Here is a 13,948-nt window from a genome sequence, read left to right as displayed (position 1 = left end):
ATTAAAACTTCACTAATCCAGTAAAACCCATAAACGCCATCGACATTAAGCCTGCAGTGATCATTGCAATAGAGGCGCCTTTAAAAGGCGTAGGAACGTCAGCAGCTGCTAAACGCTCTCGTAGTGCTGCAAACAATACAAGCACTAAAGAAAAACCAACCGCAGCACCAAAACCATATACCGCAGATTGTAAAAACGAATGATCTTCTTTGATATTTAATAAAGCCACACCTAATACCGCACAGTTAGTGGTGATCAGCGGTAAAAATATGCCTAATAAACGATATAGAGTAGGGCTGGTTTTACGCACAACCATTTCGGTAAATTGCACTACAACGGCAATCACTAAAATAAAGCTCATGGTGCGTAAAAAGGCGATATCCAGAGGGATTAAGATATATTGATTAACTAAATAGCTAGTTACAGAGGCAAGGGTAAGCACAAACGTGGTTGCCAAAGACATACCAATCGCCGTATCAAGCTTACCTGATACGCCCATAAACGGACATAAGCCTAAAAATTGTACTAATACAAAGTTATTAACTAGAACGGTTCCAATCAATAACAAGACATATTCTGTCATGTGTGCCTCACGCTATTAAAGTCCTGCTTATTATCCTTTTTTCTGCCCCGATAAACAACATTTGCGAGTCGTTATCAGTTAAATAAACGCAAGGACAAACATATTGATCACAAGGCTGTAAAATTAATGTGATTTTGATGTAAGGAATTAGTCAAATAGCAGAAACAAAAAAAGAGCAACGAATGCTCTTTTTTGTATTAATTGAAAACTAATTAAATGTCTTTAGGTTTTTCTATGTAATAACCTTGAACGCCATCTAAACACAACGTTTCTATAATGTGTTTCTCTTCTTGGCTCTCAACGCCTTCAGCAAATACGCTAACACCAATGCGGTGGGCTAAATCGACCATTAAGCGCATAAAGTACTGATTATTTTTATCATCTTCTAGGCCGCGAGTATAACTTGCATCCATTTTAATAAAATCAGGTTTTAAATCGCGGAAAAACTTAAATGAAGTTAAGCCAACACCAAAACGTTCAACAGTTACGCGTGCGCCAACACGGTGAACCATGTCGATAAAGCGCTTACTAGCTTTGATGTTTTGCTGTAAACCAAACTCGCTAACCTCAAATACTAGTTTAGATGCAATATGCGTATCTTTCAATAATCGGCGCTCTAGCCAAATTACAAACTGATCGTTGTGTGCACTTGAGGCTGTTACGTTTAAACCAAAAAATTTTTCAGATAAATTACGGCTTTTAACTTTTTCAAGAGAAGAGTCGATGATCAGGCGATCAATTTCTATTGCCATATCAAGTTTTTCGGCCATTGCTAAAAAAGAAGCGGTAGGCAGTACTTGATTGTCTTCTGTTTTAAATCGAACTTGTACTTCAGCGTAGGCTTTTATGCTTTTACCAAGCGGCATAATGTTTTGCATCACTAAATGCACACGCTTAGATTCTATAACTTCCTTAATAACCTTACGCCAGTTTTGATTACCAAACCCCGCACTTACGTTATTAACTAAATCGGTTTCGCGTTGTACGTGCCATGCATTAACTTGCTTTGACTGCGCCATGCTCATCGCGTTATCAACAACAGAAAGCAGTTCGCCTAACGGTTTACCTTTTTCGTAACCTACAATACCCGTATTAGCTACCGAGCTTAACTCTTGGTTTTGTTGGTACTGCGTGAAGCGCGATTGCAGGTTTTCACCAAAGCGCTCAGCTTCTTTTAAAGGAATGTGGGGGAGTACTACCGCAAAATCAGAGCTGTTTAATCTAAATACTTGGCTACCCGTGTAAGTGCCGCTTATGTGTTTAATAATATCGGCAACGCCTTTAACGTACTCGTCACCTTTTTGATAACCACGGCTTTGGTTTATAGCTTGTAGTTCGCTACAACGAACCATAGCTAAAGAGCCAAATGTACTTTGCTCAGTGTTTTCAATATTTTTTTCGTAGTACTCAACAAACATATTACGATTACCAAGCGAGGTAATTACATCTTTGTACGCTTCATGCTTGATAGTCATAGCAGCGCTTTGTATGTCTTCGTTCTTGTTTTTTAAAAAATGTGATAACCGATTAAAGCTAGGTACTAAATCTTTTCCCATTTTTTTCAATCGAGTGCCATCTAATGCTGTTTCTAAATCATTATCAACTTGGTTTTGATTGATATAAATATCGATAATGTCAGCAACTGTTGTACTTATATTTTTATTTAAATGATAAAAAATAGATTTCATTAGAATTATTGGAATAATAACTAAAATGGCAGAAATCAAAATAACAATAAAAAGGGAAGTTTGTAGCTGCGATGCTAAATGCTCAATGTTAAGTACAAATTCAACTTTTATATCTGCGGCATCGTTTACAGCAAACTGTGGGCGTACAGAGTTAAAGTTAGAGAGTACAAAATCAGCAAACATTGGTAATTGAGTAGGGGGGTTAATGCTAAATACTTCAGCACCTTGGTAATCTCTTAGGGTAAAGCTTGAAAACGTATTACCATCTGCAATTGATTGTTTTAAATTTTGAGCAGAAATATCGTCTAAAGAAAGGTCATTAATATACTTAGTAACAGTTGTTTGTGCATTTTTTTGTGCATCACTTACCGCAGTATCAAAGCTTATAGATATGAAGTAGCTTCCTGCTGCAACACACAATAACCAAGAGATAATTTGTATAAAAATAAGTTTTTTAAATCCAGCCATGTTTTCAGTCTTTTAATAATCAAAAGGGAAGGAATCAAGTCCTTGATTAATAAACTAAGTACAGCGCATTAAAGAATTAAACTAATGCTTTAGTTATATAAGGAAGAGTAGTGGAAATAGCTTGGAATGTCTATGAAATTCTTAGAATTGGCTCCCCCTCCCCGACTCGAACGGGGGACCTGCGGATTAACAGTCCGTCGCTCTAACCAACTGAGCTAAGGGGGAACTAAAGTACTGATATTATTATGATGATTTGGCTCCCCCTCCCCGACTCGAACGGGGGACCTGCGGATTAACAGTCCGTCGCTCTAACCAACTGAGCTAAGGGGGAACTACATCATAAACATAAACTTGGCTCCCCCTCCCCGACTCGAACGGGGGACCTGCGGATTAACAGTCCGTCGCTCTAACCAACTGAGCTAAGGGGGAATCGTTTATGGTTGAAAAACTTGGCTCCCCCTCCCCGACTCGAACGGGGGACCTGCGGATTAACAGTCCGTCGCTCTAACCAACTGAGCTAAGGGGGAAGCGTCTTGCCTTTCAACGGGGCGAAATATTAATGACCGAGCCGCAAAGTGTCAACATATAAAAGTCATAAATTGAAAAAAGAGGTTTATTCGTTGTTTTTGTGTTCGATCTGCGTGATTTATAGCTCTATTAAAGCTGTTTTTTTAAGAAATTAAGAATACTAATGCGAGTTTTATTATTGTTGAGTCTTTAAATTGGTTAAATTAAACACGCCATTAAAGCCACTTGTAATTAAAAAACAACTCAAAAACATAAAATTTCATTTTTTACTTTCGGGTATTCTTCGTATTTATTTACTTTTTTATTTTAATTTTCTAAAAATATACCTGCATGAATAGTCATAAAAGTATTTTCCCTCTTAATAGTGATCCAATTTTGATCTATAAATTGAGCAATTATTATCTTCGCTCAAAAATAGAACAATCAATAACTTAACTTTGTATTAAACGTTTTTTATTTACTAACGTATAACTATGTTAAGAAGAAAAATCGGCAAGCTTGCGTTTTCAGTGTGAGTTTATAAAAATGCCACAATTAGCAAATCAACAATTGGTTGGACCTCAGCGAAAATTGCGAGTCTCTCAAGGCCTTTATAAATGCGGCTTTGAATGAGTTATCCACGGTTTCTGTGGATAACTCTGTTTATGAAACTTTAAGAACATCATCGGCACCAATGTTTTAGGGTGCTACAACGATTTCAAGCTTTTAAATCACTATTTTTTATTCATTGTAAAACAGTGGGTTATGTTTTGGTGGCTAATAGATGTAACTCCATGAATGAATTTTTTCGTAACGATAAACCAAGTAGTTGCTTTGTGTAAAAAAGCATCAGATAACACAGGGTGTTTGTAATAAAAGTTATAAAAATGTGTTTTAATTGTTTTTTGGCGTGTTTAGGCTCTATTTTAACAAAAAGATGTAAAAACCAAGTTTTACTATTTTTTAGAATATTTACTTACGTAATTACATCAATTGTAGTGATAAATCCGTGGCTTGAACTGTCTTGATGCTTTAAAATGATTCGTTCAGTAAAAGAGGCCTATTTATTTCATGCGCGCAATTTCAAAATCTCAGACTCGCCCAGATTTACTAAACGATCCTATCTTGCCTACATTAAAGACGATGACCATACCGATGATATTCGGCATGATCACACTAATGATGTTCAATATTGTAGACACCTTTTTTATAAGTTTACTTGGCACCGAACCATTAGCTGCCGTGAGCTTTACATTTCCAGTTACTTTTACCGTTATCAGCTTAGCAATAGGGCTGGGGATCGGTACATCAGCAGTAATAGCGAAAGCGCTCGGCAGTAATAAAATTGATGAAGCACGTTTTGATGCCAGTATTTCTTTAATGGTTGGTGTGGTTTTGGTTATTGTGTTGTCATCTGTTGGATATTTACTGATTGACCCCATATTTACTTTACTAGGAGCGGGCGCGCAAGTATTGCCGTTAATACATGAATACATGAATGTATGGTTTATCGGTAGCGTATTTTTAATAACCCCAATGATTGGTAATTCGGTACTGCGTGCCAGCGGTGATACCAAAACGCCAAGTATAGTAATGGGCGGAGCCGGGCTGATAAACGCCGTACTTGACCCAATACTGATATTTGGCTTTGGGCCGGTACCCGCGTTAGGAATTCAAGGCGCTGCCATAGCAAGTGTTGTCGCATGGTCGGTCGCTGTGGTTATTATTTTATATATATTAGCGGTTAAAAAACGTTTGTTGAGTCTAAAAGCGGGCAAGCAAACTGTAACTGGCGCTATTCGTAAAATATTAAAAATTGGTTTACCTGCTGCAGGTGCAAACATGCTTACACCCGTTGCAATGGCTGTAATGACCGCCTTAGTAGCGCATCATGGGCCAGAAGCCGTGGCCGCATTTGGAGTAGGAAGCCGGATAGAATCTATTGCAAGTATTTTAGTGCTTGCGCTATCGATGACATTACCGCCATTTGTGAGTCAAAATTTTGGGGCTGGCAAATTATGCCGTGTTAAAGAAGCGTATACCGGCACACTAAAATTTGTGATGGTATGGCAATTTGCCATTTACGTATTACTAATTGCATTTTCAGGTGTAATAAGCCAATTATTTGGTAAAGAACAAGCCGTAATAGATGTAATTAAGCTCTTTATTTATACCATCCCACTAAGCTATGGCTTACAAGGGGTGATCATATTATCAAACTCATCGTTTAATGCTTTACACAAACCAATGAACGCATTGGTACTAAGCGTTATTCGTTTATTCATATTTTATGTACCATTTGCTTATATCGGCAACGAAATAGCCGGATTATTAGGGTTATTTATAGGCGCTGCCATAGGTAATTTATTTACAGCAATAGTGGCATATAAATGGTTTATGAAAAAACTAGAAGCGCTGAGCGGCGAATCGTTACAGGAGTGCAATAATTGAGCGACCATTTTCAGTTAAAATCACATTTCAAACCAGCTGGCGATCAGCCTACCGCCATTAAACAGCTATGCGAAGGGTTAGAAGCGGGGCTTGCACACCAAACGTTATTAGGTGCCACCGGTACAGGTAAAACCTTTACTATGGCCAATATTATTAGCGATTTAAATCGTCCAACAATAATAATGGCGCACAATAAAACATTGGCTGCGCAGCTATACGGCGAGATGAAAGAGTTTTTTCCTAAAAACGCGGTTGAATACTTTGTATCGTATTACGATTACTACCAGCCAGAAGCCTATGTTGTATCTAGCGACACATTTATTGAAAAAGATGCTTCGATAAATGAGCACATAGAGCAAATGCGTTTAAGCGCGACCAAAGCATTACTTGAGCGTCGCGACACCATTATTGTGGCATCGGTATCGGCTATTTATGGTTTGGGTGACCCTAAATCGTACATGAAAATGATGCTGCTTTTAAAAGTGGGCGAAAAAGTAGATCAACGCGACATGCTACGCCGCCTTGCTGAAATACAATATACCCGCAATGATATAGATTTTAGCCGAGGTACATACCGCGTACGTGGCGAAGTAGTTGATATATTCCCAGCAGAATCAGACACTTTTGCTGTTCGAGTAGAAATGTTTGATGATGAAATAGAACGCTTAAGTATTTTTGACCCGCTTACCGGTGCAATTGAAAAGCACATAGTGCGCGCTACTATTTATCCTAAAACGCACTATGTTACCCCGCGTGAAAAAATACTTGGCGCTATCGAGAAAATAAAAGAAGAACTAAAAGAGCGACGCGCCCAGTTACTCAGTGCAAACAAATTAGTAGAAGAGCAACGTGTAGCTCAGCGAACGCAATACGATATAGAAATGATGACCGAGCTTGGTTATTGCTCGGGTATAGAAAACTACAGCCGTTATTTATCTGGGCGTACGCCAGGCGATCCGCCGCCAACATTGCTTGATTACCTACCTGATGACGCATTAATGATTATTGATGAATCGCACGTAACCGTATCGCAAATTGGCGCCATGTATAAAGGCGACAGAAGCCGTAAAGAAAACCTTGTTGAGTATGGTTTTAGAATGCCATCCGCAATGGATAATAGGCCACTGCGTTTTGAAGAATTTGAAGCCATAGCACCACAAACTATTTATGTATCGGCAACGCCTGGCGACTTTGAGTTAGAGCGCTGCGCGGGCGAAATAGCAGAGCAAGTAATTCGCCCAACAGGGCTGCTCGACCCACTTATAGAAGTACGTCCTGTGGGCGATCAGGTTGATGATTTACTCTCAGAAATATACAAAAGTGTGGAGAAGGGCGAACGCGTACTGGTAACTACACTTACTAAACGTATGTCTGAGGATTTAACAGACTACCTAAGCGAGCATAATGTAAAAGTACGTTACTTACATTCAGACATTGATACCGTTGAGCGCGTAGAAATAATTCGTGACTTACGAGCAGGCGTGTTTGATGTGTTAGTGGGCATTAACTTACTGCGAGAAGGCCTTGATATGCCAGAAGTGGCACTTGTTGCCATACTTGATGCTGACAAAGAGGGCTTTTTACGCTCAGCTCGCTCGCTGATACAAACTATTGGCCGTGCTGCTCGTCACTTAGATGGCCGCGCTATTTTATATGGCGACAGAATTACAAAATCAATGGCAAAAGCCATGGACGAAACAGCACGCAGGCGAGAAATTCAGCATGCATACAACGTTGAGCACGGTATAGAGCCTCATGCTCTGGCTAAAAAAATACTTGATGTAATGGATGTAGGCGAGGAAGCTGCTCCTAAAGACAACCTTAAACTTATACGTAAAGAGTCTAAAAAGGTTCTTAGTGCGAAAGAAATTGCCGTGCAAATTAAGCAGCTTGAAACCAAAATGCATGCATACGCAAGCGACCTAGAATTTGAAAAAGCGGGCTCTGTTCGCGATGAAATACATGAACTACAACAACAGTTGATTAATTAAAAATGACAGCAAACTTTACACCTCTTATTACTGCGCTTGAAGACGCGCCAATTTTAAAAAATGAACTGTGTCGTGTTTTTCATGGCCGAGGCCACAGCGTCGAAGCATTAAGCCATATTAATTTAGACTTTTACCCGCCAAGTTTATTTTTGGTTTCGTACGATGAAATTGATGAGCAAACACTAAGCGAGCTCACCAATGTTGTGTGGCAGTGGGCGCAAGAAAACCAGCCTGAGCTTATTACGTCACTTGTGTACCAGCAACGTGCTGGCGTACAAAGCCAAAACACCGTGGTTTATGGACAATTACCTAATCCACATGTTGTAACCGAAAATGGCATTAGCTTTTTGGTTGATTTACAGAGTCGCCAAAATACCGGAATATTTCCCGATATGCGCAGCGGCCGTGAATTTGTAATGGCTAACAGCAAGCATGGCAAAGTGCTTAATTTGTTTTCGTATACATGTGGGTTTTCGCTTGCCGCCATGCAAGGCGGGGCAGATCATGTGATGAACATGGATATGAGCAAAGGCGTGCTTAAAGTCGGCAAGCAAAACCATCAACTAAATGGTTTTGAGCGCGGCGTAAGTTTTTTACCCCACGATATTTTAAAATCTTTTGGAAAACTAAAAAAAGCAGCCCCGTTTGATTTAATAATAGTTGATCCGCCAAGCTTTCAAAAAGGCAGCTTTATATTAACTAAAGACTATCAAAAAGTGCTGCGCAGGTTGCCAGAGCTACTTTGCGATACCACACAATTACTATTGTGTGCTAATAGCCCAGAGCTTAGCGAAGATGCATTTAAAGCATTAATAAACGAGAACACCCAAGGCGCAATTGAATTTGTTGAGCGCCTAGCCCCCACCGAGCGTTTTATTGAAGTAGACAGCGACAAAAGTTTAAAAGCGCTTGTCTATAAAACGTCACAAACACCTGCTTAAATGAAGCTCAGTAAACGCCTAACTGCCATTGATAAATTAATTTCGCAGCATCACGATATTATTTGGGATTGTTGCTGCGACCATGGTTATTTAGGCATGGCGCTATTAAAACGCGCAGCTGCAAACCACGTTATTTTTGTAGATATAGTCGCCACTTTAATGAACGACCTAGAAGCGCAATTATCATCTATTAATAAATTACAAAAAACCTGTGATAAAAATCCGCAGTGGCAGGTCTTATGTCAGGATGTAGGCAAAATAGAAATTACTCAAAGTAAAAGCCAAGTAGTTGTAATAGCAGGTGTTGGCGGTGAGCTGTTGTTAAGTTTAGTACAACAAATTATTGCTAATAACGCAGTGGAGCATTTAAATAATGTTCGGTTTATTTTATGCCCAGTGCATCACACTTATAAGTTGCGAGTGGGTTTAAAACAACTCGGTTTAGGGCTTATAAGTGAACAAATAGTCTACGACAACAAACGTTTTTATGAAGTGATTGAAGTGAGCTTTAGTACCAATAATGAGATTAGCCATACCGGCAACAAAATGTGGGACTTTGCTAGTACAGAGCACGCTATGTACCAACGACAACTCATAAATCATTATAATAAAATGCTCAATAAAGATAAGCCATACTATCAAAAAGTTATAACAGACTATCAAGAACTCACCGATAGTTAAAAAAGCCCAAAAGTAGGGCGTACATGTGATCTAATTACGACATTGACGACGTAATGTGTTCATAGTTTATATCGCACTACGCGAGTTTATTTGGTTTATTTATGTCAGATAACAAGAGTCACATTAATCATTTGCTTAGCAATGAGCAAAAATGGCAACACAGTTACGAGCAACCTATTTCTTATGCACCCCTGGTGCAATTGGCTAATAGTAATTGGGTGGTGCCACAGCATTTTTTACGTTACAAGCACACGCTTCAAAGCGTAAACGAAGTACTTGAGAGTATTGAGTTTTCGGCTCACTTTAGAGTGCTCGCTGCACAAAAAGGTGAAGAGATTTATCTGCAAGTAGCAGTGCTGAGCCCTGATAACTACCAAAAAAGCGCATCTACTAATGAAGCCAAAGCTAAAAAACTATTATTTGGCAGACGCTGGATTGTAGAGGAAAACCTACCTACTTCAGAACTTATCCAAACTGCATTTTTAGCGTTAAAAGTAGCGCGAGAACATGAAGTAAGAGAGCTTTTTCAGTTAATGCAAAGCGGCGCAACAAGCACGCCATTTAACAATCACCACGACTTACCTGTAATGGCGCAAAACCCTGAACTTGTTAAAAGCGAAGCGGTTACAAGTAACGTTGATGAAGTGCTTAAACGTATTGTATTTGCAGGAAAAAGTATTGAGCTGAAAAGTCAGCAGCAAGTAGCCGAGCAACATTTATATACTGTTGAACTGTTGTGTGAGGATTGCCAGCTTAGCGAGTTTAATAAAAAAACAATTGCGTTTTTAACAGCAGACTCATCCGCTAATAGTTTTTTACACGGCTTAATTGCGGCATTGGTGGCCATAAGTAATGACTACGTAAACGAGCAGTTTAAATACAAAGGTTTTGCCCGTTTTAGCAAGCACGTAGTGGTTGAACAAATAGGTAACCTAAGTATCGCTATGCGCTCGCCAAGTACCGTAGGGCTTTGCTCTATGGGTAAGCAACATGCTAATCAGTTAAATTTTGAGATAGACAGTGGGCGAGCACCACAGGGCTGCGGGCAAGCTATTGGTGGGTTTTTAGCTGCTCACGGCATTGAGCAGCCAGAAAATGCGCATTTATATCCAAATTACTTATAAAAACTTAAAGTTTATTAATTTCATCTTTAACGTTAAAGCTTGAATCAGTAACAATAGCCTCAAGTGTTTGTACACGCTCTTTTAATGCAAGCACTTGTGCGTTTGTTTCAGCTAGTTGTTTATGGGCATCGCTGTTGTTGTTTTGCATTTTATGCTTAAATTCAAGATGCTTTTTATACATATCGTAAACTACTCCTGAGCCAACCGAAATTAGCACAATAAGTACAATCATCGTAGTTCCAGACATAACCTCATTCCTTATCATTTTATTATTCGTTTATGGTTAAAGTATAACCTTTAAGCGCTTTTGATAAAGCTGACAATTGTAACTTAATTTGTATACTTTATTTAATTCAGCTTTGAGCGTGTTCATCATTTATACACTTTAGATATTGTTTAATGGCTAGGGCGTGTTAATCTTTGTTGATTGAAATTTGTTCAATCTAGGGGCGATTAAATCGCGGCGCGAGGTTTGTAACCTATTGGGCTAAGTAAAAACCGAGCAACAAAGAGTTAATTGTCCCTAGAAAGAACCCAAAGGGCAGCGCATGTTTGGTCTTTATGCTGCGTTATCGCCTATTTATGGGGGATAGCCACACTACATAGGATCTGCCTTGCCTAATAACCAAACATACTGCTGCAAATTCAATCACCAAAGAACAACACGCCCTAATCACCATATAATAAACATACTTTAGCCAATACAGTGAGTTGCCATGTTAAATAATAAAATTCCACCGGTTATCGTTGTGCTGTTTTTTGCAGGCATAATGGCGCTTATTGCGCATTACAGTGTTATTGATTTCACCGCATTTATTACCTACCTAGCAGCAAGTTTGGTCATTATTGGGTGTGTTTTTTGTATTGCAGGGGTAGCGAGCTTTAAAATAGCAAACACCACAGTAAACCCAAATAAACCTGAGCAAGCGTCAAAACTTATTACGAGCGGCATTTATAAAATTTCGCGTAACCCAATGTACGTGGGTTTTGCATTTATTTTAGCAGGGTGGGGTGTTTGGTTAAGTTCCTTGTGGGCGCTTTTATGTATTATCGGGTTTATTGCGTATTTAACGTTTTTTCAAATAATACCCGAGGAGCGTGCGCTCACTAAATTATTTGGTGAAGAGTTTACCGCCTATAAAGCGCGCGTAAAACGCTGGCTGTAATCAATACCATTGACTTAAAACCTGACAAACAAAAAAGGCTATCGATGATAGCCTTTTTTTGTTTGCAGCAATTGTATTACTAATTAATTGCGGCTTATTCGTATTCTAACGGGTCTGTAATGTTATTTAGTGCAAATGCTTCAAGGCGTTCTTGGCACGCGCCACATTTACCACAGGCCTTTTCACGGCCGTTATAACAGGTCCACGTTTGGCTGTAATCTAAACCCATTTCAATACCGTCGGTTAAAATACCAATTTTAGTATTATTTAAATACGGGCTAAAAATTTCTACCGCGTCGTAGTTAGCAATACGACACACATCATCCATTTTTTGCACAAATTCAGGACGGCAGTCAGGGTAAATAGCATGATCCCCAGAATGAGCGCCGTAATAAACTTGGCTAGCTTTAAGTGATACCGCGTAACCAACAGCAAGCGAGAGCAAAATCATATTACGATTAGGTACAATCGTACTTTTCATGCTTTCTTCTTCGTAATGGCCTTCAGGTACGTCAATATCATCAGTAAGTGATGAGCCACCAATAAGTTGGTTAATCGCCGAAATATCAACAATTTTATGTGGAACGTTTAATTTTTCACACACACTTGCCGCTACTTTAAGCTCTTTTACATGACGCTGACCATAGTCAAATGAAAGGGCATATACATCATGGCCTTGTTGCAGGGCTTTATTTAATACGGTAAATGAGTCCATACCGCCGGAATAAATAACAACTACTTTTTGCGTCATATCTGTTTTGCTCTTAGTTTTAATAGAGGTTTATATCAGGGCGCGATATACTACACGGCCGCAGCTTAAATAACAATTTTTGCACAGCGCTTTTTGGTTTTTTAATAGTAGCAATTTGGCTGCTAGGTAGTAAGTGAGATCTCTTTTGTACAAAATTAATGAAGTGTTTGAAACCATTCAAGGTGAAGCTAGCTTTACTGGCACACCCTCAATATTTTTACGTCTGCAAGGTTGCCCTGTAGGCTGCTCTTGGTGCGACACCAAGCAAACGTGGGATGTTGATAATGTATATAAAGTATCGCTGGATGAAACCGTAGAAAAAAAAGCCGACTCAGATCATTGGGCTAACGCCAGTGCAGAGCAAATTTTAGCTTTGTTTCAATCACGTGGTTACACCGCAAAGCATGTTGTAATTACTGGCGGCGAGCCATGCATGTTTGATTTAAATCCAGTATGTAACTTATTACATGAACACGGTTTTAGCACACAAATAGAAACCAGCGGCACGTTTGAAATACTCGCCCCAGAGCAAACATGGGTAACGGTATCGCCAAAAATCAATATGCGCGGCGGTTATGAAGTACTCACCAGCGCTATGAAGCGTGCCAATGAAATTAAACACCCCGTTGCCATGCAAAAGCATGTAGAAGAGTTAGAAGAATTATTTGCTAAAACAGGCGTTAACCCTAAGCTTGTTTATTTGCAGCCAATTAGCCAAAAAGTATCAGCAACAAAATTAGCAATCGACACCTGTATTGCCAAAAACTGGCGCCTATCAATACAAGTACATAAGTATTTAGGAATTAGTTAAAGCCAGCTTAAAGTTATATTACGTATGTTGGGTAGAGCGAAGCTAAACCCAACAAATCTCCACTTCCGCACCATTTTCTAATAACGTTTTATAATATTTAAATACGTAGGTCGGATAAGCGAAGTACCATCCGACAACCCTAAAACTCATATCTTCTTCGCTAATAGCCATAACTAGTTTACTATGCGCGACTTAAAAATATTCTACTACTTACCACTAGGCTTATATGTCCGCAAACGCGCTTTACACCGACCTTTCTGATTACTACGACTTAATGTGTGCAGATATTAATTATCAAGCCCAAAGCAATTCTATTCACAGGCTGCACCAAATTTTTGGTAATGGCGCAAACACCCATCTCGATTTAGCATGTGGCACCGGCCCGCATGTACGCCACTTTATTGATAACGGTTATAAAAGTAGTGGGCTTGATTTAAACCAGCCAATGCTAGATAAAGCAAAAACTCGCTGCCCAGAAGCGCAATTTTCGTTGCAAAACATGAGTGAATTTAAGGTAACCGAGCACTTGGATTTAATTACCTGCTTTTTGTATTCAATCCATTACTGCGACGGCATTAATAAGTTAAAAGAATGCCTTGCCAGCGTACACAGCGCATTAAACGTAGGTGGAATATTTTGTTTTAACACGGTTGATAAAAACAAAATCGACAGCGATTCATTTGTAGAGCACACAGCAACAAGCGAAAATAGCTTCTTCACATTTCGTTCTGGCTGGCACTATAGTGGCAGCGGCAGTAAACAGTTATTAAAACTCAGCATAGAAAA

Annotated in this window: 12 protein-coding genes and 4 tRNA genes; 8 read left to right on the top strand and 8 right to left on the bottom strand. The window is 39.2% G+C overall.

The genetic code is table 11. The features are described from left to right. Position 1: 1 nt before the first annotated feature. From rsxA to H5089_RS10700, 6 genes are all read right to left on the bottom strand, one after another. Positions 2-583 carry an electron transport complex subunit RsxA gene (gene rsxA / locus H5089_RS10725; protein WP_008172491.1) on the bottom strand — a complete coding sequence of 194 codons (582 nt, stop codon included), beginning with the start codon at positions 581-583 and terminating at the stop codon, positions 2-4. Between the two features lie 212 nt (positions 584-795). Further along, positions 796-2,739 (bottom strand): EAL domain-containing protein, encoded by a 1,944-nt coding sequence (locus H5089_RS10720; RefSeq protein ID WP_182696126.1) that lies wholly within the window; start codon positions 2,737-2,739, stop codon positions 796-798. Between the two features lie 148 nt (positions 2,740-2,887). Continuing rightward, positions 2,888-2,964: transfer RNA gene (locus tag H5089_RS10715), tRNA-Asn, on the bottom strand. A gap of 29 nt (positions 2,965-2,993) precedes the next feature. After that, positions 2,994-3,070: transfer RNA gene (locus H5089_RS10710), tRNA-Asn, on the bottom strand. Between the two features lie 21 nt (positions 3,071-3,091). Further along, a tRNA-Asn gene (locus tag H5089_RS10705) sits at positions 3,092-3,168 on the bottom strand. A gap of 21 nt (positions 3,169-3,189) precedes the next feature. Then, positions 3,190-3,266 (bottom strand) — tRNA-Asn (locus H5089_RS10700). Positions 3,267-4,317: 1,051 nt separating this feature from the next. Here H5089_RS10700 and H5089_RS10695 point away from each other — a divergent pair. From H5089_RS10695 to H5089_RS10675, 5 genes are all read left to right on the top strand, one after another. Further along, complete coding sequence (locus H5089_RS10695; RefSeq protein WP_138489356.1) at positions 4,318-5,697, top strand: MATE family efflux transporter; 1,380 nt, start codon at positions 4,318-4,320, stop codon at positions 5,695-5,697. After that, on the top strand, positions 5,694-7,688 hold the full coding sequence (gene uvrB / locus H5089_RS10690) for an excinuclease ABC subunit UvrB (protein WP_039487290.1): 1,995 nt from the start codon (positions 5,694-5,696) through the stop codon (positions 7,686-7,688). The genes H5089_RS10695 and uvrB overlap by 4 nt, the downstream gene beginning before the upstream one ends. A gap of 2 nt (positions 7,689-7,690) precedes the next feature. Then, a complete protein-coding gene (locus tag H5089_RS10685; RefSeq protein WP_182712195.1) occupies positions 7,691-8,629 on the top strand; it encodes a class I SAM-dependent methyltransferase in 939 nt (312 codons plus the stop codon). After that, the gene (locus H5089_RS10680; RefSeq protein ID WP_182712194.1) at positions 8,630-9,310 is read left to right on the top strand and encodes a tRNA (adenine(22)-N(1))-methyltransferase TrmK; all 681 of its coding nucleotides are present in this window, start codon (positions 8,630-8,632) and stop codon (positions 9,308-9,310) included. 101 nt (positions 9,311-9,411) lie between these two features. Next, positions 9,412-10,434 (top strand): hypothetical protein, encoded by a 1,023-nt coding sequence (locus tag H5089_RS10675; protein WP_182712193.1) that lies wholly within the window; start codon positions 9,412-9,414, stop codon positions 10,432-10,434. A gap of 4 nt (positions 10,435-10,438) precedes the next feature. Here H5089_RS10675 and H5089_RS10670 read toward each other — a convergent pair whose 3' ends face one another. Further along, positions 10,439-10,681 carry a hypothetical protein gene (locus H5089_RS10670; RefSeq protein WP_010553668.1) on the bottom strand — a complete coding sequence of 81 codons (243 nt, stop codon included), beginning with the start codon at positions 10,679-10,681 and terminating at the stop codon, positions 10,439-10,441. A gap of 469 nt (positions 10,682-11,150) precedes the next feature. Between H5089_RS10670 and H5089_RS10665 the strand changes: the two genes are divergently transcribed. Further along, entirely contained in the window at positions 11,151-11,600 is a 450-nt protein-coding gene (locus H5089_RS10665; protein ID WP_007378935.1) for an isoprenylcysteine carboxylmethyltransferase family protein, read from the top strand. A 94-nt stretch (positions 11,601-11,694) separates the two neighbouring features. On the opposite strand, the gene queC is transcribed toward H5089_RS10665, so the two are convergent. After that, positions 11,695-12,351: a 7-cyano-7-deazaguanine synthase QueC gene (queC, locus tag H5089_RS10660; RefSeq protein ID WP_002960416.1), complete on the bottom strand. Its 657-nt coding sequence runs from the start codon at positions 12,349-12,351 to the stop codon at positions 11,695-11,697. A 145-nt stretch (positions 12,352-12,496) separates the two neighbouring features. Here queC and queE point away from each other — a divergent pair, with 145 nt between their 5' ends. After that, complete coding sequence (gene queE / locus H5089_RS10655; RefSeq protein WP_024591014.1) at positions 12,497-13,162, top strand: 7-carboxy-7-deazaguanine synthase QueE; 666 nt, start codon at positions 12,497-12,499, stop codon at positions 13,160-13,162. Positions 13,163-13,388: 226 nt separating this feature from the next. Continuing rightward, positions 13,389-13,948 (top strand): class I SAM-dependent methyltransferase (locus H5089_RS10650; protein WP_182712192.1); only part of this gene is annotated, 560 nt, incomplete at its 3' end.

Origin of the sequence: Pseudoalteromonas sp. SR45-1, assembly GCF_014163655.1 — a bacterium.
GTDB lineage: Bacteria > Pseudomonadota > Gammaproteobacteria > Enterobacterales > Alteromonadaceae > Pseudoalteromonas > Pseudoalteromonas distincta.
The sequence above is the reverse complement of the archived record's forward strand: the minus strand, read 5'-3'. Positions and strand labels throughout refer to the sequence as shown.